This is a genomic window from Ochrobactrum sp. PL_is483, assembly GCF_055816855.1.
In genome coordinates this window covers 43,616-67,579 of record NZ_JBVPGS010000031.1, presented here as the reverse complement: position 1 = coordinate 67,579, position 23,964 = coordinate 43,616, and the positions used below count along the sequence as shown (strand labels likewise).

The window sequence follows — 23,964 nt, the reverse complement described above, 5'->3', positions numbered from 1 at the left end:
CATGGACGACATGGAAGAAACGAACGTTCGAGACAGGCTGACGCGCAGCCCGGCCAGCATGCCGCTGGCGGCCATGGATGGCTGGGCCAGCGAAAGCCTTGCCGAACAGGCCTATCGCATTCTGGAGCGTTCCATCGTCACGCTGGAACTGGAGCCGGGCACTGTCGTCAACGAGCGTACGCTGATCGAACTGACCGGCATGGGCCGCACGCCGATGCGGGAAGCCATTCAAAGGCTCGCCTGGGAAGGTCTCGTAGAGGTGCGTCCGCGCTCCGGCATTGCCATCGCGGCCATCGACCCGAAGGATTTCATCAAGGTGCTGGATGCGCGCGAAGGCGTCGAGCGCGTTCTGGCGCGTGATGCCGCGCGCTTCGGCAGCCCGCGCGACTATGAACGGCTCGAAGCCGCTGCCGCTGCCATGCGGCAGGCAATTCCCGACGAGGATGTGGCGCTGTTTCTCGATGCCGACAAGGCGTTCGACATTGTTCTGGGCGCGGCTGCGAGCAATCCCTATGCGGCGCGCATCGCTGCGCCCCTGCAAAGCCACAGCCGCCGCTTCTGGTTCCGCCTTCGCCCGTCGACCGGCATAGCCGGTTCGGCCAATGCACATGCGACATTGATCGAGGCGATCATTTCCCGCCAGCCGGAGCGGGCCAGCGACACGGCCAGCGAACTGATGGCCTATCTGCGGACCCTCGCGCCCTGATTTTCGCCGCTGGCTTTCATGAGGCGCGATAATCAAAACAAAAGCCGAAGCGATGGCTCCGGCTCTTTGAAACTTCGGGAACTGATTAACCCCATCAATGGGATTTGTTCATCGAGTCCGACATTTTGCGAAGCACGTTGAGCGCAACGCTCAACTCTTCATCGCTCACGCCTTCAAGAAGATCTTCGCGCACGTCTCCGGCGAGCTTCACCACCTGTTCAGCCAGAATCTTGCCTTCCGCCGTCATGACGACCCGCTTGGCGCGGCGGTCGCCCTGAACCGTTTGCCGTTCGATGAAAGACTGGCGCTCCAAACCATCGAGCAGGCGCACCATGGTCGCGTTTTCGATCTCCAGCGCCTCGGCCAGCTCCTTCTGGTAAAGGCCTTCCTGTTCCATCAGGGCAAGCAGGGTGCGCGCCCGGGCCAGCGTCAGGCCGCGCTCCTTCACGCGCGCATCAAAAACAGTGCGAAGCCTGCGATTAACCTTCGCCATGGCATCTATCATTTCAGCTCTGAGGTCTGCCGTATCCATGCCAATCGCCTTATATATTAGTAAACTAATGATTTCAGGTTTGGATAGATCGCTGCCGAACCATTTTCAAGCGAACTTCATGAACTCACGCAAGCGTGATGGGATTTTGCGCCGATATGACCGTTCTGCGAACAAATTCCCTGACGGAACGGTGATCTGAAAAGAAAAAGCGGGCAAAAGCCCGCTTTCCCGAAACACGATGAATTGCCCGCTTATCAGGCCGGCATGATCGTTCCCTGCAGCGTCATCAGCTGGTGCAGGAAGATCTCCGCCTTGGTCCGATGCTCGTTGGTCGAGGCATCTTCCAGATGCTTGCGGGCTTCCTCGATGCGGCGCTGAATGTCTGCCGGGTTGATATCATCCACATGGGTCGCCGATTCGGCCAGAACGGTGCAGCCCTGCGGGGTGATATCGGCGAAGCCGCCGAAGACCACGTAGGAGTCGGACTTGCCGTCGGCAAGCTTCACCGAAACGACACCCGGCATGATCGTCGTCATCAGCGGCGAATGACCGGCGAGAGCCGTCAGATAGCCTTCGCTACCCGGAATGACGACTTCCGTCACCTGCGCGGAAAGCAGGAGCCGTTCAGGCGACACGAGTTCGAATTGGAAAGCTTGAGCCATGGTTCTCACTTGAATTCAAAAGCACGATCCGGAAAGCTGAAGCAGTTTTCAGAACATGCTTAAACAAAATGATTGGCTTTCACGGCGGGCCTTGCGGCCCACCGGGAAATTCAATTCATCAGGCAGCTTCTGCTGCCAGCTTCTTGGCCTTCTCGAGAGCTTCCTCGATGCTGCCGACCATGTAGAAGGCAGCTTCCGGAAGATGATCGTAATCGCCAGCGCAAAGGCCCTTGAAGCCCTTGATGGTGTCGGCGAGGTCGACCAGCTTGCCCGGCGAACCGGTGAAGACTTCAGCAACGAAGAACGGCTGCGACAGGAAGCGTTCGATCTTGCGGGCGCGGGCCACGGTGAGCTTGTCTTCTTCAGACAGTTCGTCCATGCCCAGGATCGCGATGATGTCCTGAAGGGCCTTGTAGCGCTGCAGGATCGACTGAACCTGACGGGCGACGGCGTAGTGTTCGTCACCGACGACCTTCGGGTCAAGCATGCGCGACGTGGAGTCGAGCGGGTCAACAGCCGGGTAGATACCCTTTTCTGCGATCGAGCGCGACAGAACGGTCGTGGCGTCCAGGTGGGCAAACGAGGTGGCCGGCGCCGGGTCGGTCAAGTCGTCGGCAGGGACGTAAATCGCCTGAACCGAGGTGATCGAGCCCTTGGTCGTCGTCGTGATGCGTTCCTGCATGGCGCCCATGTCAGTTGCCAGCGTCGGCTGATAACCCACGGCGGAAGGAATACGGCCGAGAAGAGCCGACACTTCCGAACCTGCCTGCGTGAAGCGGAAGATGTTGTCCACGAAGAACAGAACGTCCTGGCCCTGGTCACGGAAGTTTTCGGCAACCGTCAGACCGGAGAGAGCAACGCGGGCGCGCGCACCCGGGGGTTCGTTCATCTGGCCGTAAACGAGGGCAGCCTTGGAACCTTCGCCGCCGCCGAGCTTGTTCACGCCCGATTCGATCATTTCGTGGTAAAGGTCGTTGCCTTCACGGGTACGCTCACCGACGCCTGCGAACACGGAGTAACCGCCGTGCGCCTTGGCGACGTTGTTGATGAGTTCCATGATGAGAACGGTCTTGCCGACGCCTGCACCGCCGAAGAGGCCGATCTTGCCGCCCTTGGCGTAAGGAGCGAGAAGGTCGACGACCTTGATGCCCGTTACGAGGATTTCGGCTTCGGTCGACTGCTCGATATATTCCGGAGCACTCTGGTGGATGGCGCGGGTTGCCGTGGTCTTGATCGGACCGGCTTCGTCAACCGGCTCGCCGATGACGTTCATGATGCGGCCAAGCGTTTCGACGCCAACCGGAACCATGATCGGTTCGCCGGTGTCGCGTGCTTCCTGACCACGAACCAGACCTTCGGTCGCGTCCATGGCGATGGTGCGCACGGTGTCTTCGCCGAGATGCTGGGCAACTTCGAGAACCAGGCGGTTGCCCTGATTGTCAACCTCAAGCGCGTTCAGGATCAGCGGGAGCTGGCCTTCCGGGAACTTGACGTCGACGACAGCGCCGATGACCTGCGTAACGTGGCCGATTGCGCCAGCCGCTGCTGCCTTTGGAGCGGCAGACTTGGCTGCTGCGGTGGTCTTGGGCGCTGCTTTCTTGGCAGGCGCCTTCGCCGCTGGCTTTGCTTCGGCCGCGGCGGTAGTTTTCGGGGTCGCTGCTTTTGCCATCGATCCTTACCTTCCGTTAGCATGATCCCGAAAAGTTGCAGGCTTTTCGGAAAATCACGCGGTAAACCAAATTCTATTCCGGCGCATCCGTGCGACGCCAGATGTTTCCATCTGGCTGCACAATGCTCTAGAGCGCTTCCGCACCCGAAATAATTTCGATCAGTTCCTTGGTGATCTGCGCCTGACGCTGGCGGTTATACGTGATCGACAGCTTGTTGATCATGTCGCCCGCATTGCGCGTCGCATTGTCCATCGCGCTCATCTTCGCGCCCATCTCGCCCGCGACATTTTCCAGCAGAGCGCGGAAAATCTGGACCGAGATATTGCGCGGGATCAGCGTCGACAGGATCGCCGCAGGATCAGGTTCGTATTCGTAGATCGCGTCGCCCGCAGTTTCCCCGCCCACGCTGTCGCCAGCCGAAGCCGGGATAAGCTGCTGTGCGGTCGGAACCTGGGAGATCACCGACTTGAATTCGGAATAGAACAGCGTGCAGACGTCGAAAGCGCCTTCCTCGAACAGCTTGATGATCTTGTGGCCGATCTGGTCGGCATGCACAAAAGCGAGCTGCTTGACTTCGCGCAGATCGACATGATCGACCAGCAGGCTGGCAAATTCGCGACGCAGGATGTCCGCGCCCTTCTTGCCGACCGTGATGATCTTGACCGTCTTGCCTTCAGCGAGGAGCTTGCGGGCATGATCGCGCGCCAGACGCGCGATCTGGCTGTTGAAACCGCCGCAAAGGCCACGTTCTGCGGTGCAGACGACGAGCAGATGCACGTCGTCCTTGCCCGTACCGGCCATCAGGGCCGGCGCATCTTCGCCGGTGACGTTCTGCGCGATATTTGCGAGAACGGCGCCCATGCGCTGCGAATAAGGCCTTGCGGCTTCCGCAGCTTCCTGGGCACGGCGCAGCTTCGCCGCGGCGACCATCTGCATCGCCTTGGTGATTTTCTGCGTCGCCTTGACCGAGGCGATACGGTTTCTCAGATCCTTTAGTGAAGGCATCCGTTCATCCCGTCACAAAATTCAAGCGAAAGACTTGGCGAACGCGTCGATCGCTGCCTTGAGCTTGCCCTTGAGGTCATCGGTAATGGCTTTCTCGTTGCGGATGCCCTCGAGCACGTCCTTGTGCTCGGTGCGCAGCGAAGCGAGAAGACCTTCTTCGAACTTGCCAACCTGGTTGACAGCAAGCTTGTCGAGATAGCCGTTAACACCGGCGAAAATCACGGCAACCTGCTCTTCCGTCTTCAGCGGCGAGAACTGCGGCTGCTTCAGGAGTTCGGTCAGGCGCGCACCGCGGTTCAGAAGGCGCTGCGTTGCAGCGTCAAGGTCGGAACCGAACTGTGCGAAGGCAGCCATTTCACGATACTGGGCAAGCTCGCCCTTGATCGAACCGGCAACCTGCTTCATGGCCTTGATCTGGGCCGAAGAGCCAACGCGCGAAACCGACAGACCGACGTTAACAGCCGGACGGATACCCTGATAGAACAGGTTGGTTTCGAGGAAGATCTGGCCGTCGGTGATCGAGATCACGTTGGTCGGAATGAAGGCGGAAACGTCGTTGCCCTGCGTTTCGATGACCGGCAGAGCCGTCAGCGAGCCAGCACCGTTTTCGTCGTTGAGCTTTGCAGCGCGCTCGAGAAGACGGGAGTGCAGGTAGAAAACGTCGCCCGGATAAGCTTCGCGGCCCGGAGGACGACGCAGCAGAAGCGACATCTGGCGGTAGGCAACAGCCTGCTTGGACAGATCGTCATAGCCGATGAGGGCGTGCTGGCCATTGTCACGGAAATATTCGCCCATCGCGCAGCCAGCAAACGGTGCGAGATACTGCATCGGAGCCGGATCGGAAGCGGTAGCCGCGATAACGATCGAATATTCCAGGGCGCCGCGTTCTTCAAGAACCTTGACGAACTGGGCAACAGTCGAACGCTTCTGGCCGACGGCGACGTAGACGCAGTACAGCTTGTCCTTGTCCGGGCCGTTGTCGTGGATCGGCTTCTGGTTCAGGAAGGTGTCGAGGATGATGGCGGTCTTGCCGGTCTGACGGTCGCCGATGACCAGCTCGCGCTGGCCGCGACCAACCGGGATCAGGGCGTCGATGGCCTTGAGGCCCGTCGACATCGGCTCATGGACCGACTTGCGCGGGATGATGCCAGGCGCCTTGACGTCGACGCGGCGGCGTTCCTTGGCCTTGATCGGGCCCTTGCCGTCGATCGGGTTGCCGAGAGCGTCGACAACGCGGCCGAGCAGTTCCGGACCGACCGGAACGTCAACGATTGCGCCGGTGCGCTTGACGATGTCGCCTTCCTTGATGTCGCGGTCGGCACCGAAGATAACGACGCCGACATTGTCGCTTTCAAGGTTCAGCGCCATGCCGCGAATGCCGCCAGGGAATTCGACCATTTCACCAGCCTGAACATTGTCCAGACCATAGACGCGGGCGATACCGTCGCCAACGGACAGAACCTGACCGACCTCGGAGACCTCAGCCTCCTTGCCGAAGTTCTTGATTTGCTCTTTCAGGATAGCGGAAATTTCCGCGGCGCGGATGTCCATCAGCCGACCTCTTTCAGTGCAAGCTTGAGAGAAGAAAGTTTAGTGCGAAGGGACGTGTCGATCTGACGCGAACCCATCTTGACGATAAGACCGCCGAGGATCGACGGATCGACGGTGACATTGATCGTCACGTCCTTGCCGGCCACGCCCTTCAGCGTTGCCTTCAATTCGTTCTGCTGCGCAGCGCTCAGCTCGTGCGCGGAAACCACATCGGCGGAGACTTCGCCACGATGTTCAGCAGCAATCTTGCGGAAAGCGGCAACGATGCCGGGCAATGCAAAGAGACGGCGGTTCCGCGCGACGACGCGCAGGAAATTTCCAACCAGACCCTTGATGCCTGCCTTGTCGGCAATGGCGCCGATGGCGTGAAGCTGGTCTTCCGAGGAAAACACCGGACTGGAGATCAGTCGCTTGAGGTCTTCGCTTCCGCTCAGAAGCGCCTCGAAACGGTCAAGATCTTTTTCCACAGCTGCAACGGATTTCGCGTCGAGCGCGAGCTCGAAAAGCGATCCGGCGTAACGCTGTGCGACACCTGAAATGAGCGAAGACGTTTCAGCCACGAACAACCTGCTCTCTACGTTGAAACCATCCTTTTGGGGCCCAATCTTGCTCAGGACGCCAAGCCGATGATTTTATTGAATGTTTCCGGAAAACCACTGACGCGCGAGCACGTCAACACCGAAATGTGATTGCCGTCTAGCATAGACGAACAGGACTCGCAACACGCGAATCCGGCACTTTTGTGTAAGATTTGCCGCCTTTCGCGGTCAAAAAAGTCGCATCTGCCGCGCCAGTGCTACCTTCCGTGACAAAGCCTGCACGCCTGACGTGCAAAACCCGGCCCTTTCCGGTCAGGAAATGAAGCCGAATGCGTAGAGCAGCGGACCGGCTGCGAGCACGAATTCTACCAATGCCGCGAGACTGCCGTAGAAGCGTCCGCCGGTCGGTCCGCCCCTGCGCCCGCCTGCGTCCGACATCATCGAAATGAAGCGCCCGAACAGCGCAAACGCCCATACGGTACCCAGCACCACCCAAAGAAAAGGCTGGGCAAAGATGAGGCATCCAAGCCCCACGCCGAGATAGGGTCCTGCAAGCGTCGCGCGGATGGAACCGTAACCTTCGGGCCGGCCGTTGATCGGCTGGAGGCGCAAGAGCTTCATCGTTATGCCGGGTGCGAAAAGCATGACAAGACCGGCCAGTGCCGTGATGGCCGCAGAGCCCCATGCAAGCCATTCTCCGGTCGTGGCAGGAAGATAGAATTCCATCGCATTTCCCCTTTCGGCACCCTTGTCACTTCAGGCCATATAGCGGAATTTCCGTGGATCTTCCACGCCTTTACGTGTCAGAGAAAGCTTTGCGGATCTATATCCACCTGCACCCTGATCGAGCCTTTTTCCCTTGGCGCAGCCGCCAGCAGCGCACGGATAAATCCTTGAATATCTGCGCGTTTTGTCCCGTGCACCAGAATTCGGAAGCGATGGCGTCCGCGCACCAGCGCAAGCGGCGCTTCGGCAGGACCGAGCACGGATATCTCCCGTGAAGAAGGGGCGGCACGGCGAAGCGCACGCGCATGATTTTCGGCGTCGGGCCGGTTGTCGGCGGAGATGATCAGCGCTGCAAGCCGTCCGTAAGGCGGCAGGTTGCTGCGCTCGCGCTCCTCGATCTCGCGGGCGTAGAACGCATCCGCATCGCCGCTGACGATGGCCCGCATCACCGGATGATCGGGCTGGTAGGTCTGGAGAAGCCCGAGGCTCTTGCGCCCGGTTCGTCCGGCACGTCCCGTCACCTGATTGAGCAGTTGGAAGGTGCGCTCGGCCGCACGCGGATCGCCATTGGCAAGCCCCAGATCGGCATCCACGACGCCCACCAGCGTCATATTGGGAAAATTGTGCCCCTTGGCGACCAACTGTGTGCCGATGACAATATCCGCCTCGCCTTTCGCGATAGCGTCGAGTTCCAGCCGCAGCCGCTTCACTCCACCCGCCATATCAGACGAAAGAACGATGATTCGCGCCTTGTCGAAGGTCGCCGCCACTTCCTCGGCAATGCGTTCCACGCCGGGACCGCAGGCGACCAGATGATCGAGCGTGCCGCATTCGGGGCAGGCTTGCGGAACCGGCTCGTGATAGCCGCACTGATGGCACATGAGCTGCCCGCGAAAGCGGTGTTCCACCAGCCAGCTTGAACATTGCGGACACTGGAAGCGATGGCCGCAGACCCGGCACAGCGTCAGGGGCGCATAACCGCGCCGGTTGAGGAACAAAAGCGCCTGTTCGCCGCGTTCTACCGTCTTGCCGACCGCTTCCGTCAGGGCAGGAGACAGAAACCGGCCCGGCGGCGGCGGCGAACGCCGCATGTCGATGGTCTTCAGGTCGGGCAGCGCGGCTTCCGCATAGCGTCCGTAGAGCTTGATTCGCTTGTAGCGCCCCTGCTCCGCATTGACCTGACTTTCGATGGAGGGCGTGGCCGATGCCAGCACCACCGGAAAACCGCTGATATGGCCGCGCACCACCGCCATGTCACGGGCATTATAAAAAACCCGATCTTCCTGCTTGTAAGCCGGGTCATGTTCCTCGTCGACGACGATCAGCCCCAGTTCCTTGAAGGGCAAAAACAGAGCCGACCGCGCGCCCGCCACAACCCGCACCGTGCCTTCCGCTATCTGCCGCCAGACGCGTTCGCGGGTACGCGGTGCAAGATCGGAATGCCATTCGGCGGGCTTTGCCCCGAACCGGTCATGGAACCGGTCGAGAAACTGCTGCGTCAGCGCGATTTCCGGCAGGAGAATCAGCACCTGCCTGCCCTGGTCGATCGCCTTGGCGACCGCTTCGAAATAGACCTCGGTCTTGCCCGAACCGGTCACCCCGTCGAGAAGCGAAACCGAAAAACCGCCCGCTTCCACCGCTTCCGACAGCATTTCCGCCGCCGCCTGCTGGTCTTCCGAAAGCGTGGCCCGGGCATAATCGATATCGGGCTTTGCCACCACGGCTGGCGGCGGCAGCATCACTTCCTCAAAAACGCCTTGCGCCTTCAGCCCGTCCACGACCGTCATCGAAACCCCCGCCGCATGGGCGAGGCCCGATCTGGTCCAGGCAAGCCCGTCGCGGGCAAGCTCCATCACCCGCGCCCGGGCGTCGGTCATGCGCTCCGGCTCGCCGCCGCAATAGCGAAGCCCCGGCACCGACGGTTCGGGGTCGAATGCGGCAGGCACGCGCAGGACCATGCGCGCCACCATGCCGGGCGGCGACAGCGTGTAGTCGGCTGCCCAGCGCATGAAGCGGAGCATGTCGCCGCCAACCGGCGGACAATCGAAAACTTCCGAAATTTCCCGCAATTTTCTGGCATCGACGGCATCGGTTTCGCCCTCGCAGACGATCCCCGCAACTTCCCTTGGCCCCAGCGGCACGCGCACAATCGATCCGGGCTGGACGTTCATGCCCGGCGGAACCATATAAGAATAAGGCCGCTCCGCGGGCATGGGCACGAGCACGGGAACCACCCGGGGGGCGAGCTCCGGAAACAGGCCAGAAATGGGGTTTGCAATATCGTGCGAATCTTTCGACATGATCGCGTGACCTTGGCGCGGCTTTGCGCTAAAGAAAAGCCACCTTCCGGGAATTAAATGGTTTTAAATTCCTCAAATCCACCCGCGCTCATTATGGAGGAACGCTGTTATGAAGTTTTTCGTGGACACTGCGGACGTCAAGGAAATCCGCGAGCTCAATGACCTTGGGCTGGTCGATGGCGTGACCACCAACCCGTCGCTGATTGCAAAGTCGGGCCGCGACATTCTTGAAGTCACCAAGGAAATCTGCAGCATCGTCAAGGGTCCGGTCTCGGCGGAAGTCACCGCGACGGATTTCGACGGCATGATGAAGGAAGCCGCCGTTCTTTCCAAGCTCGCCGACAATATCTGCATCAAGGTTCCGTTGACGCTGGACGGTCTGCGCGCCTGCAAGAAGCTGTCGTCGGAAGGCCACAAGACCAATGTGACGCTGTGCTTCTCGGCCAATCAGGCCCTGCTCGCCGCCAAGGCTGGCGCGACCTATATCTCGCCCTTCATCGGCCGCCTGGACGATACGGGCATCAACGGCATGGAACTGATTGCCGAAATCCGCACGATTTATGACAATTATGATTTCCGCACCGAGATTCTTGCTGCCTCGGTTCGCACCGTCAATCATGTCAAGGAAGCCGCTCTCATCGGCGCCGATGTCGTGACCGCGCCGCCTGCCACGCTGAAGGCGCTCGTCAAGCATCCGCTGACCGACAAGGGTCTCGAAGCTTTCCTCGCCGATTGGGCGAAAACCGGCCAGAAGATCGCCTGATCGGCGACCTGGAGCATGTCCAGCAAAAGTGCGAAGCGGTTTTGCGTAGGATAATGCTTAAAAACAAAAACTTGGAGCAGTTCCAACGATTCATCATTGAATGGGCTGCTCTTGTCAGACGAATGAAAGGCGGGCCATCGGCTCGCCTTTTTTATTCCAGCACCGTTTCCCCATCCTGCTTGCTCACCCGGATCGGTCGCGCGCCGCATTGCTCGGCAATGGCGCTTGCAAGGGTGGCGGAATGCGTCACCACCCATATCTGGCTGCGCTCGGATGCCTGGGCGATCATGCGGGCGAGCGAGGGAAGCATATCGGGATGCAGGCTCGCCTCCGGCTCATTGAGGGCGATCAGCGGCGGCAGGCGATAGGAAAGCAGAGCACCGGCAAGCGCCAGCATGCGGATTTGCCCGTCGGACAATTCTCCGGCCCGGAATATGCGATGCGGAAAAGCCGGAAAATTCAGGCCGAACCTCGCCGTCTCGCCCGGAAAGGGAATATCGAGCCTCGCGCCATCCAGCGCATCTGCCACCAGACGGTCCAGATCGACCGTATCCTGCCGGATATGGGCAAGCGTCGCGAAGACCGAGGCAAGATTGCCGCCGTCCTCGTCCAGCATGGCGGCGGTCGCAGCGATGGAGGGCTGACGCGCCGGTGCGTCGCGGTCGCTTCGAAAGCCATGATAAAAGCGCCAGCTTCGCATCTGCGCGGCCAAATCGCCGATCTCGGGGTAATGGCCGGATTGTCCCAGCACCGCCAGCCCGCTTTCGGAAGTAAGCAGGCGTGACGGATGCTCCATGCGCCGCCCTTCCCCATCCCGCGCGAAAACAACCGGCCCGCGCCGGTCCATCAGATCGACAGGACGGCGCCCCGTATCGAGGCTGAGCTTCTCTTCCTTGATCTGCGGCTCGAAGGGAAACGCACCCGAAACGGGCGGCGGCAACCCCGCCTCGACACTATAGGCAAGCCGCGATGCCAGCCTTTCATCCTCGAAATGCGCTTCCAGAATGATGCGCGCCGGTTCGTGCTTGCGGCGGCTTCCGCCCCACATCGCCGATTGCATTCCGCCTTCACGCACGATTTCGGTTGAGAAATTGCCTTCGGAAGCGGCCTTCACCAATTGCAGGGCGCGATAGAGATTGGATTTTCCGGCCCCGTTCTCGCCGACAAAAACCGCCACCTGCCCGAGATCGACACGAACGGAACGCAACGAACGATAGCCCTTCGCGGAAAACGAAACGAGACGCATCATTGCTCCCTGAAACACAAAAGGCGGCACAGAGAGTACCGCCTTCCGCCAGATCGGACCAGCCCAACCAGAGCATTTCCAGCAAAAATGTGAAACGGTTTTACGTTCGCAAATGCGGAAAAAACGAATGGATAGAGCGGTTCCAACGATACCGTTAAAGCCGCTCTATTGGAGCTTCGACATCTTTTGCGCCAGGCCGAGGAAGATCTGTTCGGCCAGTTCTTCCGCGGCGCGCTTGCGCGCATCGCGTTCGGCACGCAGGTTCGCAAATTCCTGACGCGGACGGTCAAAGGAAGCGCCAACCGTGCGAGTGCCAGCGGCAAGCGGCTTGCCGTCCTTGTCACGCAGCACGAAATTCGACGTCGCCTTGACGATACCGGACGATGGACGGCCGGTACGGTCGGTCGTATCGCCGACATCGACGCTGACCGCCGCAAGCGTGTAGCTTCTCAGGCCAAGGCCAAGCCGATAGGTCGGGTTAGCCGGCTCACCGGCACCGCCGCCGAGCAGGAAGATGAGGCGATTGCGGACCTGCTGGCCGAAGACGTCGCCAGCCGGATCGATCGCGACCGAAGCAAGCTTGGTGCGCATGTCCGGCGTCACGCTGCCGCCTATGGTTCCACCGACGCCAGCGCCGGAGGAGTAAAGCGGCTGCACGGTGCATCCAGCCATCAGAACCGCGGCTCCCACTGCGAAAAACGCAATGCGGAAAGCTTTGATTGCGGAGAAAAAGCGGTCAGGCAACGACATTGACGATCCTTTGCGGCACCACGATAACCTTCTTCGGCGAGCCTCCATTGAGCGCAGCCTTGACGAAGTCAAGTTCGAGCACCGCCTGCTGGATGCTAGATTGATCAGCGTCGCGGGCGATTGTCAAATCCCCACGCTTCTTGCCGTTGATCTGAACCGGCAGAACGATCTCGTTTTCCACTACCAAGGCCGGATCGAAGACCGGCCATGGCGCGCGGGCAACCAGCGTTTCGCGACCAGCCACCTTGCCGCCGAGCGCTGCCAGGCACTGTTCGGCCAGATGCGGCATCATCGGCGCCAGCATCGCGATAAGCTTTTCGGTAGCGTCGCGGACAGCGCCCTTCAATTCGTCATCCGCGCTGCCGGAGGCAACCTGCTGCAACGGACCGGCGACCGTGTTGACCAGCTCGTAAAGACGGGCCACGCCACGGTTGAAGGCGAGCTTTTCGATATCGTCGCCGACAGCCTTGACCGCCTTGTGCGCGGCCTTGGAAACGACAAGCGCCTCGCCCTGCGTTCCCGCCTTCGGCGCAACGTCCTTCAACTGTTCGGCAGCTTCGGCCACCAGGCGCCAGACGCGCTGCACAAAACGATGCGCGCCTTCGGCACCGGCCTCCGTCCAGATCACGTCACGTTCGGGCGGCGAATCAGACAGCATGAACCAGCGCGCCGTGTCGGCACCGTAGGAAGCGATGATGTCATCCGGGTCGACAACGTTCTTCTTCGACTTCGACATCTTCTCGATGGAACCGATTTCCACCGGCTCGCCTGTCGAAAGCAAAGTCGCGCTGCGCTTGCCTTCGCTTTCCTCGATGCGGATATCGGCAGGCGCCACCCACTGGCCATTGGCCTTGTAGGTTTCGTGCACGACCATGCCCTGCGTAAACAAGCCCTTGAACGGCTCGTCGATGCCGACATGACCGGCAACCTTCATCGCGCGGGTGAAGAAGCGCGAATAGAGCAGATGCAGGATCGCGTGTTCGATGCCGCCGATATACTGGTCGACCGGCAGCCAGCGGTCGGCAACCGCGCGATCCGTCGGCTCGTTTTCCCAAGGTGCCGTGAAGCGGGCGTAATACCAGGACGAATCGACGAACGTGTCCATCGTGTCCGTCTCGCGGCGCGCATCGCCGCCGCATTTCGGGCATTTCACATGACGCCATGTGGCATGACGGTCGAGCGGATTGCCCGGGCGGTCGAACTCGACATCGTCCGGCAGCTTGACCGGCAGATCGGCGCGCGGCACCGGATTGACGCCGCAAGCCTCGCAATGGATCATCGGGATCGGGCAGCCCCAGTAACGCTGGCGCGAAATGCCCCAGTCGCGCAGGCGGAACTGCACCTTGCGAACCGCTTGCGGCTTGCCATCGAGATCGGTCTTCTCCAGACGGTTCGCCACTTCATTGAAGGCGGCTTCCGGCGTCATGCCGTCGAGGAAGCGCGAATTGATCATCATGCCATCGTCGGTATAGGCCGTATCGCCGATGCTGAAACTTGCCGCGTCCTCGCCCTTCGGCAGAACGACAGGCGTAACCTTCAGCTTGTATTTGTTGGCGAAATCCAGGTCGCGCTGATCGTGCGCCGGGCAGCCGAAAACCGCGCCCGTGCCATATTCCATCAGAACGAAATTGGCGACATAGACCGGCAGCTCCCAGTTCTCGTCGAACGGGTGCTTGACCTTTACGCCAGTGTCGAAACCTTTCTTTTCAGCGGTTTCAAGCGCCGCCAGCGATGTGCCATGGTGATGGCATTCATCGATGAAGCCGGTGAGCGAGGCATTGTTTTCAGCCAGCTTCTTCGCCAGAGGATGATCGGCGGAAATCGCCACGAAAGCCGCACCGAACAGCGTGTCGGGGCGGGTCGTATAGACTTCGATTTCCGAGAAACCTTCCGGCGCGGACTTGCCATCCAGCGCGAAGCGGACCTGCAAGCCTTCCGACTTGCCAATCCAGTTGCGCTGCATCAGGCGGACCTTTTCCGGCCACTGGTCGAGCGTGTCGAGACCGGCCAGCAATTCGTCGCTGAAATCGGTGATCTTGAAGAACCACTGCGTCAGTTCGCGCTGTTCCACCAGTGCGCCCGAACGCCAGCCGCGACCGTCCACCACCTGCTCATTGGCAAGCACGGTGTTGTCGACCGGGTCCCAGTTGACCTTGGAGGTCTTGCGCGTCACCAGGCCTTTTTCGAAAAGGTCGATGAACAGCATCTGCTGGCGATGATAATATTCCACGTCGCAGGTCGCGAATTCACGCGCCCAGTCGAGCGAAAGCCCCATCGATTTCAGCTGGCTGCGCATCGTGGCGATGTTCTGGTAGGTCCATTCCTTCGGATGGACCTTGTTCTGCATTGCAGCATTTTCCGCAGGCATGCCAAACGCGTCCCATCCCATCGGATGAAGCACGTTGAAACCCTTGGCGCGCTTGTAACGGGCGACGACATCACCCATCGCATAGTTGCGCACATGGCCCATATGGATGCGCCCCGACGGATAGGGGAACATTTCGAGCACATAATATTTCTCGCGGCTGTCGCCATTGTCGGTTTCGAAAGTCCGGTCTTCTTCCCAGACTTTCTGCCAATGAGCTTCCGCCACGCGCGGATTATAACGTTCGGCTGCCATGACCGTATTTACTCGCACGAAGGTGATGCAATAAGGAGAGTCGATATTTAATGGCGACCTTCACCACGTATTGGCGAAAGCGTCAACCTTTTGCGGACGAAAAGCCTGAAAGCGAGAGTTTCATGTCAGATATCGTAGCGAACCTGAACACGGTCAAGGCCGCAATCGCCCAAGCTGAAAAGGAAGCACAACGCGATAAAGGCTCCGTTACGCTTGTCGCGGTGTCAAAAACCTTCGACGCGGATGCCATCCGCCCCACGCTCGATGCAGGCCAGCGCGTCTTCGGCGAGAACCGCGTGCAGGAAGCGCAAGGCAAGTGGCCGCAGTTGCGGGAGGATTATTCCGGCATCGAACTCCATCTCATCGGCCCGCTGCAATCCAACAAGGCCGCCGATGCCGTCGCGCTTTTCGATGTCATCGAAACCGTCGACCGCGAAAAGATCGCCGCTGCCCTTGCCGATGAAATCAAGAAGCAGGGCAAAAGCCTCAAACTCTATGTGCAGGTGAACACCGGCCTTGAAGAACAAAAGGCTGGTATTGCGCCCAAAGAGGCCGTGGCTTTTGTCGAGCGCTGCCGCACGGAACATGGCCTCGCCATCGAGGGGCTGATGTGCATCCCGCCTGCGGATGAAAATCCGGGGCCGCATTTCGCGCTTCTGGAAAAACTGGCGCGTGAAGCAGGCGTCGAAAAGCTCTCCATGGGCATGTCGGGCGATTATGAAACCGCCATCGGCTTCGGCGCGACATCGGTGCGTGTCGGCTCGGCCATCTTCGGCGGGCGGAGCTATACCACCCCCGCCTGAGTCCCTTGTCCCCTACTATTTGTTTTGTCGCATTATCCTACGCAAAACCGCTTCACACTTTTGCTGGAAATGCTCCTAATGCAGGACGATCTCGCCCTGCACATTCCTCCAGTCCGAAGGGCCAAGCAGCCGAAAATGCGTGTAGCTGACCGAATGCAACGGCCCGTCGATTTCCCTGTTCCAGAACTCGATGAAATGATTGAGCACCGGAAAATCCGGCGCGAGGTCATAATCCTGCCAGACGAAAAGTTGCAGCAGATGCGGATGATCGGGCAGGTGGTAGAAGACTTTCGCCGTCGTCAGGCCGTAGCCGGCAAGTTGGAGTTCGAAGGCTGATTTCGCATTCAAAGCGGACGTCGTCATGGCGATTTCCCCTTTTTGTGAAGAGCCATATTGCAAGGCTCCTGATTAGAAGATAATCACTCCAAAAGGTTTTTAAACTGTAAAAACAATATATTAGCAACAATCGACAGCGAGTGCTGCCAGCCGCCCTTCCCAACGATGCGTCATTGTGGATCATGGACGCGCCGATTGTCTAATTTACCTTGCCCGCGATGGAAGGTAGACAGGGCACCCGATGGTCTTGCCATTCTCGGCAAGCCGTCTCATCCGGCGGGAGGTGCCGGGCAGTTTTGGGTGCATTATGCGAGCGGGACATGGCTGTCCGGTTCGCGGAATGCTGAAGGAGGACATCATGTCGGAAAAGCTTTACCCGGTTCTTGCCGAGGCAAAGAGAAACACGCTCATCGACAACGCAACCTATCTCGATTGGTATCAGGAAAGCGTGAGCGACCCGGACGGCTTCTGGGCAAAGCACGGACGGCGCATCGACTGGTTCAAGCCCTTCACCAAGGTCAAGAACACCGATTTCAACGGCGACGTGTCCATCAAATGGTATGAGGACGGCGTCACCAATGTTTCCTACAACTGCATCGACCGCCACCTGAAGAGCCGTGGCGACGAGGTCGCCATCATCTGGGAAGGCGACAATCCTTATATCGACAAGAAGATCACCTATCGCGAACTTTATGAAAACGTCTGCCGTCTGGCGAATGTGCTGAAGAAGCACGGCGTGAAGAAGGGCGACCGCGTCACGATCTATCTGCCGATGATCCCGGAAGCCGCCTATGCGATGCTCGCCTGCGCGCGCATCGGCGCGGTGCATTCGGTCGTCTTCGCCGGTTTCTCGCCGGAGGCGCTGGCCGGCCGTATCGTCGACTGCGAATCCACCTTCGTCATCACTGCCGATGAAGGCGTGCGCGGCGGCAAGCCGGTTCCGCTGAAGGAAAACACCGATACCGCCATCGACATTGCTGCCAAGCAATATGTGATGGTCAACAAGGTTCTCACCGTGCGCCGCACCGGCGGCAAGGTGAGCTGGGGTCCGGGCCGCGATCTCTGGTACCACCAGGAAGTGGCAAGCGTGGAGCCGACCTGCGAGCCGGAACCGATGAACGCGGAAGACCCGCTCTTCATTCTCTACACCTCCGGTTCCACGGGCAAGCCGAAGGGCGTGCTGCACACCACCGGCGGCTATCTCGTCTATGCATCGATGACGCATCAATATGTCTTCGACTATCACGATGGCGACATCTACTGGTGCACGGCGGACGTGGGTTGGGTGACGGGCCATTCCTATATCGTCTATGGGCCGCTCGCCAACGGCGCGACGACGCTCATGTTCGAAGGCGTGCCCAACTTCCCCGATCAGGGGCGTTTCTGGGAAGTCGTCGACAAGCATCACGTCAACATTTTCTATACCGCGCCGACGGCCATCCGCGCGCTGATGGGTGCGGGCGATGAATTCGTCACCCGGTCGTCGCGCTCGACCTTGCGCCTGCTCGGCTCGGTCGGCGAGCCGATCAATCCGGAAGCCTGGGAATGGTATTACAACGTGGTTGGCGACCAGCGCTCGCCGATTGTCGATACATGGTGGCAGACGGAAACCGGCGGCATTCTCATCACGCCGCTGCCGGGCGCAACGGACCTCAAGCCCGGTTCGGCAACACGCCCGTTCTTCGGCATCAAGCCGGAACTCGTGGACAATGAAGGCGCGGTCGTCGAGGGCGCCACAGACGGCAATCTGTGCATCATCGATTCGTGGCCGGGCCAGATGCGCACGCTTTACGGCGACCACAAGCGCTTCGTCGAAGCCTACTTCTCGACCTATAAGGGCAAGTATTTCACCGGCGACGGCTGCCGCCGCGACGAGGACGGCTATTACTGGATCACGGGCCGTGTCGACGACGTGCTCAACATTTCCGGCCATCGCCTCGGCACGGCGGAAATCGAATCAGCGCTCGTCTCGCATCACTCGGTTTCGGAAGCTGCCGTCGTGGGCTATCCGCATCCGATCAAGGGACAGGGCATCTATTGCTATGTCACGCTGATGACCGGCGAGACCGTCCATGACGAAGAGGCATTGCGCAAGGAACTGACCCAGCACGTGCGCAAGGAAATCGGCCCCATCGCGACGCCGGACAAGATCCAGTTCGCGCCGGGCCTGCCGAAGACCCGCTCGGGCAAGATCATGCGCCGCATCCTGCGCAAGATCGCCGAAGACGAGTTCAGCGCACTGGGCGATACCTCGACGCTGGCCGATCCGGGCGTCGTGGACGACCTGATCGAAAATCGCCAGAACAAGAAATGACAAACGAAAGGCCGGGAATTTCCCGGCCTTTTCACATCCCCAATTCTTTGACTTGTGTGAGAATTGAAGTGTCCTACACTCGATTTCAGTCACTCATTTCCTGAGAACTGGTATGGAATCTGCCTTCAAGGATATCTGGCTTTTACATTGGTTGACTGCATCAGGCGGCCTCAAAGAATTTCAGCAACGTATCGACGTTGAGATTGCCGAAGCCTTCAGAACTCTGGAACGCTTCGTTTCGCCTCCTAAGCTCGATATTCTTCTCGATCGTTCGAAACATATAATTCCAGAGATCGGAATTCTGGGACGAGCCCACAACAGCACGTTGTTTTCATTAAACTTCGACCCAGAAAATCCCAATCTTAAACCCAGCCTTACAAACGGAACGCTCCAGCGCCAGGCGCTGCATGAAATCCATCACTGCATGCGCATGGCTGGACCGGGCTATGGATGGACACTTGGTGAAGCGTTGGTAAGCGAAGGCTTGGCAGGAAATTTCGTCCAACATCTGATGAACTCACCACCAGAGCCGTGGGAACGTGCAGTCGACATCGACCGGTTGAGCGTGCACCGCCCAACAGTCGCAGATTTGCAATCTCCCGATTACAATCACGCCGAATGGTTTTTTGGCAGAGGAAAATTTCCCCGTTGGCTTGGTTATTCAATGGGGTTCGAACTCGTGCGGCTCTGGCGTGAAACCGTTCGACCGGAAACTCAAGCCCAATGGACCGACACGCCTTCACATGAAATTCTTGCCATTGGCAAAGAAGCCGGACTGATCAGAGACTAAAAATCTATCGACCGCCCCTTGATCTCCCAGTCACCATAACGGGCGGGATCTTTTCCGCCGCGCCCGCCAATTTCGCGCGGTGCTTGCGCTTCCTTTTCGGCGGCGCGGCGCGCTTCGGCTTCCTTCAAGGCGCGCTGTGCCGCAGGCGGCAGGTCTTCAAACGTGCGCTTGTCCACATTTTCCCGGGCTTCGGTTGCGTCGGTTTTCTCGCTCATCGGTCACATTCCTGTTGGCTGCATCTGCTCCCATTATTGAAGCGAAGCCTTTTCATACCCATCATATAGGCAGAAAGGCTTGCCGTGCAAAACCCTTGCGGGGGCGCGCGGCTCAAGATTTGGAGACCGCCACGGATGAATATGACGAAAACTGCCATGCTGATCGCGCTCATGACGGTCATGTTCATGAGCATCGGCTATTTGTTGGGCGGCGGAGGCGGCATGATGATCGCGCTAGTGATCGCCGTCGCCATGAACCTGTTCGGCTACTGGAACTCCGACAAGATGGTGCTGCGCATGTATAATGCGCAGGAAGTGGACGAGCGCAGCGCGCCCGACTATTACCGCATGGTGAGCGGCCTTGCCGCCAATGCGGGCCTGCCGATGCCGAAGGTCTATATCATCCACGAAGACCAGCCGAACGCCTTCGCCACGGGCCGCAACCCCGAAAACGCCGCCGTTGCCGCGACGACCGGCCTGCTCAACCGGCTTTCGCCGGAAGAAGTGGCGGGCGTGATGGCGCATGAGCTGGCGCATGTGCAAAACCGTGACACGCTGACCATGACCATCGTGGCAACGCTTGCCGGCGCGATCTCCATGCTCGGCAATTTTGCCTTCTTTCTTGGCGGCAACCGCGAGAACGGCAATGGCATCATGGGCGTGGTCGGCACGCTTCTCGCCATGATCGTCGCGCCCTTTGCCGCGATGATCGTGCAGATGGCGGTGAGCCGCACCCGCGAATACGCCGCCGACAGGCGCGGCGCGGAAATCTGCGGCAATCCGTTGTGGCTGTCCTCCGCGCTAGGCAAGATCGCGCGTGGCGCCAAGGTCATCCCGAACGAGGAAGCCGAACACAACCCGGCGACCGCGCATATGTTCATCATCAATCCCTTGAGCGGGCGCGGCGCGGATAATCTTTTCTCGACCCATCCGGATACCGATAACCGCATTGCGGCACTTGAACAGATGGCTGCCGAAATGGGCATCCGCTCTGGCGGAATGGCACCACGCGCCGCTGCCCCTTCCCAAAGCACCGGTCCATGGGGTAATGCAGGCGGCAGCAGCAATGGCGGTTCCGGTTTTCGAGGGCCGTGGTCGTAAATAAAGAAGAATAGTGTGAACGATAAAAAAGCCGCGCCGAAGCGTGGAAACAAAAAGCCGCAGAACAACTACGCCGCAGACCTGCGCCCCGGTCTGGCGGCGCGTTTGTGTGCGGCCCGCCTTCTCGGCGCGGTGATCGAAAAGAACACCTCGCTCGACGGCCTGACCGACAATACCCACGGCCATCCGCAATATCTGGCGCTTGAGCCGCGCGACCGCGCTCTGGTTCGCGCCATTCTGGGTTCTGCGCTGCGTAATCGCGGCAGCATCGAACGCGCCATCAACAAGCGGCTCGACCGGCCATTGCCGGAAAATGCCGTGGCGCTGAAACATCTTTTGCACGTCGCCATCGCCCAGATTTTCTATCTCGATCTGCCTGATCACTCGGCGGTCGATCTGGCGGTGGAAGCGGCAAACAACGATCCGCGCAACCGCAAATATGCCGGTCTGGTCAATGCGCTGCTGCGGCGTCTCGCGCGCAACAAGGAACGCGCTCTCGCCCACACGCTGGAGCCCGAAACCAATGTGCCGGAGTGGTTTGCAAAGAGTATAACGGATGCCTATGGCGCGGAAAAAGCCGCAACCATTCTCGCCATGCACGCCTATGAGCCGCCGATCGATTTCACGGTCAAGGGCGATGCGAAGGCATGGGCCGAAAAGCTCGGCGGCATGGCGCTTCCCAACGGTTCGGTGCGCCTGCAAACGGTCGAAGGCAATCTCACCGACCTGCCCGGCTTTGCCGAAGGCGACTGGTGGGTGCAGGATGTGGCGGCAAGCCTGCCCGCCCGCCTGATGGGCGACATCAAGGGCAAACGGGTTGCCGATCTCTGTGCCGCCCCCGGCGGCAAGACGGCGCAGCTTGTGCTTCAGGGCGCGGATGTGACCGCGCTCGACCTTTCCGAAAACCGCCTGAAGCGGCTCAACAGCAATCTGGAACGGCTTGGTTTCGAGGCGAAAACCGTCGCCACCAATCTGATGGATTTCCAGCCGAATGAATTGTTCGACGCCGTGCTTCTGGATGCGCCCTGCTCGTCCACCGGCACGGTGCGCCGTCACCCGGATGTGCCATGGACAAAGACCCCGCAGGACATTGCAAAACTCGCGGAACTTCAGGGCAAGCTTCTGGCGCACGCGGCCACTCTGGTCAAACCCGGCGGCGTGATCGTCTTTTCCAACTGTTCGCTGCATCCGCTCGAAGGCGAAGAAATGGCGCGCAAGGCGGCGGAAAATCCGCTGCTGGAGCCGTTCCCGATCACGGAGCAGGATTGTCCCGGCCTTGAAGGGCTGGTGACGGCGGAAGGCTTTTTGCGGTCTACACCTGCAGACCTGCCGCCGGATCGTTTTGACGGCAATCCGCAAATGGCTGGCATGGACGGCTTCTTCGCCGCCCGCTTCAAGCGCGTATAAAACCACTAAACAAGTGTTTTCGCATACCGGGCGCATTTCCGTCCGGTATGGTTAACGCTCGATTCACCATTTCAGTACAATTGTATCAAAGGACATCGGCTGTTCGATTTGGCCGCAGCATAATGACAAACGATACGGAGAAAGACCGGGTGGCAGTCGCCCTCAGCGAAACCCCTCACCTCTGGGGACTGGCCGTTGCACAGGCGTGGCGCAAGTTCAGCCGCCGTCTGCGCATGGGGCCGCTTTATCGCTGGCGCTTCACCGGCTTTACCCCGGACCGCATTCTGATAGCCCCGCCCGACCTGCGCGTCGCCGACCCGCAACTGGCGCAAGAATTCTATCATGGCCGCTTCGCGCTCGCCGGTCGTCTTGTCGAAACCGGCGGATTGTCGCCTTTCGCCGTCGAGCCGCCGACACCGGAATGGGAAGCAGCCCTCCAGAGTTTTGGCTGGCTGCGTCATCTGAAAAGCGCCAACAGCGAACTGGCCACCGCCAATGCGCGCGCGCTCGTCGATGACTGGATGCGCATGTTCGGCAGGCGCATCGGCGGTCTTGCCTGGTCGCCGGAAGTCACCGCCCAGCGCATCATCGCCTGGCTGCAGCATTCCAATCTCATTTTGTCGGGCGCGGAACTTCCCGCCTATCGCAAGTTCATGCGCTCGCTCGCCATGCAGGTGCGTTACCTGCGCACCGTCGCCGCCGCCATGGATGACGGCGAGGAACGCTTGCGCGCCCGCATCGCTCTTGCCTTCGCAGCGCTTGCCTTGCCAGTTTCGCCGCCGACGGCACGCGCCGCGCGCCGCAATCTGGAATATGAGCTGAAACGCCAGATCCTGCCGGATGGCGGGCATATCTCGCGCAATCCCGTTACGGTACTGGAACTTCTGGCCGATCTTCTGCCGCTCCGCCAGACCTATGCCAACGGCACCGAATCGCCGCCCAAGGCGCTGATCGAAGCCGTTGAGCGCATGTTGCCTGCGCTGCGTTTCTTCCGTCATCAGGATGGCAGCCTTGCGCTTTTCAATGGCGTCGGTCCCACCATGCCGGAACGCATCATCTCGGTTCTGCGGCACGACGAGACCGCCGGATCGCCGCTGACCCATGCGCCCTATTCCGGCTATGAACGGCTTTCGATGGGGTCCACCACCATCATCGCCGATACCGGACTGCCGCCGCCGGTGACCGCATCGCGGGATGCCCATGCGGGTTGCCTCGCCTTTGAAATGTCCTCCGGGCGCCAGCGCTATATCGTCAATTCCGGCATCGACCGTTTCGGCCCGCCGGAATTTCGTCCCTTGGGCCGCTCGACGGCTGCGCACTCCACCGTCACCATCAACGACACGTCCTCGTGCCGTTTCAGCCTCAATGCGGGCCTTTCCAACATGATCGGCACGCCGATCATTGCAGGCCCGACCCGCGTGCAGCGCGACCGGATCGAGGAAATGGGGCGGCAGGGATTTGTTGCCAGCCATGACGGCTATGCGCGCCTGTTCGGCATCTATCACGAACGTCGCCTCGTGCTGTCGCATAATGGCAGCGTAATCCAGGGCGCCGATCGCTTTTATCGCGGCGATGGCCGTCCGTTGAAGGCCAACGGGCGCGACAATATTGCCGTCCGTTTCCACCTGCATCCCTCGGTCGATATTTCCTTCGATGAGAACGGATTGATCGTCCTGTCAGCGGATCGCGACGACACCTGGGTCTTTTCCTGCTTTGAAGTTGCGCCGCAACTGGAAGATTCGATCTTCTTTGCGGGTTTCCGCGGTCCAGTGACATCGAAACAGATCGTGCTCTCCTTCCCGGCATCCGACCTGCCGGAAGTGAACTGGCAGTTCAGCCGCGTCGCGCTTGGCAGTTACGTATAAAGATCAAATTGGTCTTTTGCGGTAGGATTCTCGGCGCGCTTGTGTTAGGGCGAGCCGTCCACTTTCCTGAACGCATCCGTTTCAGCAACGAAGAGACCAACT

21 protein-coding genes are annotated in these 23,964 nt (G+C 59.9%); 8 read left to right on the top strand and 13 right to left on the bottom strand.

Going from position 1 to position 23,964, the window contains the following annotated elements; genetic code table 11:
* Nucleotides 1-10 precede the first annotated feature (10 nt).
* Nucleotides 11-706 carry a GntR family transcriptional regulator gene (locus tag AC0TNJ_RS07825; RefSeq protein WP_122000393.1) on the top strand — a complete coding sequence of 232 codons (696 nt, stop codon included), beginning with the start codon at nucleotides 11-13 and terminating at the stop codon, nucleotides 704-706.
* A gap of 94 nt (nucleotides 707-800) precedes the next feature.
* Here AC0TNJ_RS07825 and AC0TNJ_RS07820 read toward each other — a convergent pair whose 3' ends face one another.
* The 8 genes from AC0TNJ_RS07820 to AC0TNJ_RS07785 form a co-directional block, all read right to left on the bottom strand.
* On the bottom strand, nucleotides 801-1,238 hold the full coding sequence (locus AC0TNJ_RS07820; RefSeq protein ID WP_122000278.1) for a MarR family transcriptional regulator: 438 nt from the start codon (nucleotides 1,236-1,238) through the stop codon (nucleotides 801-803).
* Nucleotides 1,239-1,453: 215 nt separating this feature from the next.
* Entirely contained in the window at nucleotides 1,454-1,861 is a 408-nt protein-coding gene (locus tag AC0TNJ_RS07815) for a F0F1 ATP synthase subunit epsilon (protein WP_122000277.1), read from the bottom strand.
* Nucleotides 1,862-1,979: 118 nt separating this feature from the next.
* Nucleotides 1,980-3,530, bottom strand: coding sequence for a F0F1 ATP synthase subunit beta (gene atpD / locus AC0TNJ_RS07810; RefSeq protein WP_122000276.1), 1,551 nt, complete (start codon nucleotides 3,528-3,530; stop codon nucleotides 1,980-1,982).
* 127 nt (nucleotides 3,531-3,657) lie between these two features.
* On the bottom strand, nucleotides 3,658-4,536 hold the full coding sequence (locus AC0TNJ_RS07805) for a F0F1 ATP synthase subunit gamma (RefSeq protein ID WP_122000275.1): 879 nt from the start codon (nucleotides 4,534-4,536) through the stop codon (nucleotides 3,658-3,660).
* Between the two features lie 21 nt (nucleotides 4,537-4,557).
* Entirely contained in the window at nucleotides 4,558-6,087 is a 1,530-nt protein-coding gene (gene atpA / locus AC0TNJ_RS07800) for a F0F1 ATP synthase subunit alpha (protein WP_122000274.1), read from the bottom strand.
* Nucleotides 6,087-6,647: a F0F1 ATP synthase subunit delta gene (locus AC0TNJ_RS07795; RefSeq protein ID WP_122000392.1), complete on the bottom strand. Its 561-nt coding sequence runs from the start codon at nucleotides 6,645-6,647 to the stop codon at nucleotides 6,087-6,089. The genes atpA and AC0TNJ_RS07795 overlap by 1 nt, the downstream gene beginning before the upstream one ends.
* Before the next feature lie 291 nt (nucleotides 6,648-6,938).
* Nucleotides 6,939-7,352: an AGROH133_08824 family phage infection protein gene (locus AC0TNJ_RS07790; protein ID WP_122000273.1), complete on the bottom strand. Its 414-nt coding sequence runs from the start codon at nucleotides 7,350-7,352 to the stop codon at nucleotides 6,939-6,941.
* Between the two features lie 77 nt (nucleotides 7,353-7,429).
* Nucleotides 7,430-9,652 carry a primosomal protein N' gene (locus tag AC0TNJ_RS07785; protein WP_473770767.1) on the bottom strand — a complete coding sequence of 741 codons (2,223 nt, stop codon included), beginning with the start codon at nucleotides 9,650-9,652 and terminating at the stop codon, nucleotides 7,430-7,432.
* A 109-nt stretch (nucleotides 9,653-9,761) separates the two neighbouring features.
* On the opposite strand from AC0TNJ_RS07785, the gene fsa reads away from it, so the two are divergent.
* Nucleotides 9,762-10,415: a fructose-6-phosphate aldolase gene (gene fsa / locus AC0TNJ_RS07780; RefSeq protein ID WP_121983394.1), complete on the top strand. Its 654-nt coding sequence runs from the start codon at nucleotides 9,762-9,764 to the stop codon at nucleotides 10,413-10,415.
* 151 nt (nucleotides 10,416-10,566) lie between these two features.
* Here fsa and AC0TNJ_RS07775 read toward each other — a convergent pair whose 3' ends face one another.
* From AC0TNJ_RS07775 to leuS, 3 genes are all read right to left on the bottom strand, one after another.
* Nucleotides 10,567-11,661, bottom strand: coding sequence for an AAA family ATPase (locus tag AC0TNJ_RS07775; protein ID WP_473770766.1), 1,095 nt, complete (start codon nucleotides 11,659-11,661; stop codon nucleotides 10,567-10,569).
* 165 nt (nucleotides 11,662-11,826) lie between these two features.
* Nucleotides 11,827-12,411 carry an LPS assembly lipoprotein LptE gene (gene lptE, locus AC0TNJ_RS07770; RefSeq protein WP_473770765.1) on the bottom strand — a complete coding sequence of 195 codons (585 nt, stop codon included), beginning with the start codon at nucleotides 12,409-12,411 and terminating at the stop codon, nucleotides 11,827-11,829.
* Complete coding sequence (gene leuS, locus AC0TNJ_RS07765; RefSeq protein ID WP_473770764.1) at nucleotides 12,398-15,031, bottom strand: leucine--tRNA ligase; 2,634 nt, start codon at nucleotides 15,029-15,031, stop codon at nucleotides 12,398-12,400. The genes lptE and leuS overlap by 14 nt, the downstream gene beginning before the upstream one ends.
* A 122-nt stretch (nucleotides 15,032-15,153) precedes the next feature.
* Here leuS and AC0TNJ_RS07760 point away from each other — a divergent pair, with 122 nt between their 5' ends.
* Entirely contained in the window at nucleotides 15,154-15,834 is a 681-nt protein-coding gene (locus tag AC0TNJ_RS07760; protein ID WP_473770763.1) for a YggS family pyridoxal phosphate-dependent enzyme, read from the top strand.
* A 75-nt stretch (nucleotides 15,835-15,909) separates the two neighbouring features.
* Here AC0TNJ_RS07760 and AC0TNJ_RS07755 read toward each other — a convergent pair whose 3' ends face one another.
* Complete coding sequence (locus AC0TNJ_RS07755; RefSeq protein WP_006471250.1) at nucleotides 15,910-16,197, bottom strand: usg protein; 288 nt, start codon at nucleotides 16,195-16,197, stop codon at nucleotides 15,910-15,912.
* A 331-nt stretch (nucleotides 16,198-16,528) separates the two neighbouring features.
* On the opposite strand from AC0TNJ_RS07755, the gene acs reads away from it, so the two are divergent.
* Nucleotides 16,529-18,484: an acetate--CoA ligase gene (gene acs, locus AC0TNJ_RS07750; RefSeq protein WP_473767373.1), complete on the top strand. Its 1,956-nt coding sequence runs from the start codon at nucleotides 16,529-16,531 to the stop codon at nucleotides 18,482-18,484.
* A 112-nt stretch (nucleotides 18,485-18,596) separates the two neighbouring features.
* On the top strand, nucleotides 18,597-19,274 hold the full coding sequence (locus AC0TNJ_RS07745; RefSeq protein WP_473770762.1) for a DUF2268 domain-containing putative Zn-dependent protease: 678 nt from the start codon (nucleotides 18,597-18,599) through the stop codon (nucleotides 19,272-19,274).
* On the opposite strand, the gene AC0TNJ_RS07740 is transcribed toward AC0TNJ_RS07745, so the two are convergent.
* Nucleotides 19,271-19,489 (bottom strand): DUF1674 domain-containing protein, encoded by a 219-nt coding sequence (locus AC0TNJ_RS07740; protein WP_473770761.1) that lies wholly within the window; start codon nucleotides 19,487-19,489, stop codon nucleotides 19,271-19,273. The genes AC0TNJ_RS07745 and AC0TNJ_RS07740 overlap by 4 nt on opposite strands.
* A 135-nt stretch (nucleotides 19,490-19,624) precedes the next feature.
* Between AC0TNJ_RS07740 and htpX the strand changes: the two genes are divergently transcribed.
* From htpX to AC0TNJ_RS07725, 3 genes are all read left to right on the top strand, one after another.
* A complete protein-coding gene (gene htpX, locus AC0TNJ_RS07735) occupies nucleotides 19,625-20,590 on the top strand; it encodes a zinc metalloprotease HtpX (RefSeq protein ID WP_473770760.1) in 966 nt (321 codons plus the stop codon).
* A gap of 15 nt (nucleotides 20,591-20,605) precedes the next feature.
* Nucleotides 20,606-21,997 carry an RsmB/NOP family class I SAM-dependent RNA methyltransferase gene (locus AC0TNJ_RS07730; protein WP_473770759.1) on the top strand — a complete coding sequence of 464 codons (1,392 nt, stop codon included), beginning with the start codon at nucleotides 20,606-20,608 and terminating at the stop codon, nucleotides 21,995-21,997.
* A 122-nt stretch (nucleotides 21,998-22,119) separates the two neighbouring features.
* Nucleotides 22,120-23,862, top strand: coding sequence for a heparinase II/III family protein (locus AC0TNJ_RS07725; RefSeq protein ID WP_473770758.1), 1,743 nt, complete (start codon nucleotides 22,120-22,122; stop codon nucleotides 23,860-23,862).
* Nucleotides 23,863-23,964 lie beyond the last annotated feature (102 nt).

Coding starts and splice junctions, on each gene's coding strand:
- atpD (WP_122000276.1), bottom strand. CDS start 3,530: ATGGCAAAAGCAGCGACCCCGAAAACTACCGCCGCGGCCGAAGCAAAG.
- fsa (WP_121983394.1), top strand. CDS start 9,762: ATGAAGTTTTTCGTGGACACTGCGGACGTCAAGGAAATCCGCGAGCTC.
- AC0TNJ_RS07760 (WP_473770763.1), top strand. CDS start 15,154: ATGTCAGATATCGTAGCGAACCTGAACACGGTCAAGGCCGCAATCGCC.
- AC0TNJ_RS07790 (WP_122000273.1), bottom strand. CDS start 7,352: ATGGAATTCTATCTTCCTGCCACGACCGGAGAATGGCTTGCATGGGGC.
- AC0TNJ_RS07825 (WP_122000393.1), top strand. CDS start 11: ATGGAAGAAACGAACGTTCGAGACAGGCTGACGCGCAGCCCGGCCAGC.
- lptE (WP_473770765.1), bottom strand. CDS start 12,411: ATGTCGTTGCCTGACCGCTTTTTCTCCGCAATCAAAGCTTTCCGCATT.
- AC0TNJ_RS07755 (WP_006471250.1), bottom strand. CDS start 16,197: ATGACGACGTCCGCTTTGAATGCGAAATCAGCCTTCGAACTCCAACTT.
- AC0TNJ_RS07745 (WP_473770762.1), top strand. CDS start 18,597: ATGGAATCTGCCTTCAAGGATATCTGGCTTTTACATTGGTTGACTGCA.
- AC0TNJ_RS07815 (WP_122000277.1), bottom strand. CDS start 1,861: ATGGCTCAAGCTTTCCAATTCGAACTCGTGTCGCCTGAACGGCTCCTG.
- AC0TNJ_RS07775 (WP_473770766.1), bottom strand. CDS start 11,661: ATGCGTCTCGTTTCGTTTTCCGCGAAGGGCTATCGTTCGTTGCGTTCC.
- AC0TNJ_RS07740 (WP_473770761.1), bottom strand. CDS start 19,489: ATGAGCGAGAAAACCGACGCAACCGAAGCCCGGGAAAATGTGGACAAG.
- AC0TNJ_RS07725 (WP_473770758.1), top strand. CDS start 22,120: ATGACAAACGATACGGAGAAAGACCGGGTGGCAGTCGCCCTCAGCGAA.
- leuS (WP_473770764.1), bottom strand. CDS start 15,031: ATGGCAGCCGAACGTTATAATCCGCGCGTGGCGGAAGCTCATTGGCAG.
- acs (WP_473767373.1), top strand. CDS start 16,529: ATGTCGGAAAAGCTTTACCCGGTTCTTGCCGAGGCAAAGAGAAACACG.
- AC0TNJ_RS07820 (WP_122000278.1), bottom strand. CDS start 1,238: ATGGATACGGCAGACCTCAGAGCTGAAATGATAGATGCCATGGCGAAG.
- atpA (WP_122000274.1), bottom strand. CDS start 6,087: ATGGACATCCGCGCCGCGGAAATTTCCGCTATCCTGAAAGAGCAAATC.
- AC0TNJ_RS07805 (WP_122000275.1), bottom strand. CDS start 4,536: ATGCCTTCACTAAAGGATCTGAGAAACCGTATCGCCTCGGTCAAGGCG.
- htpX (WP_473770760.1), top strand. CDS start 19,625: ATGAATATGACGAAAACTGCCATGCTGATCGCGCTCATGACGGTCATG.
- AC0TNJ_RS07785 (WP_473770767.1), bottom strand. CDS start 9,652: ATGTCGAAAGATTCGCACGATATTGCAAACCCCATTTCTGGCCTGTTT.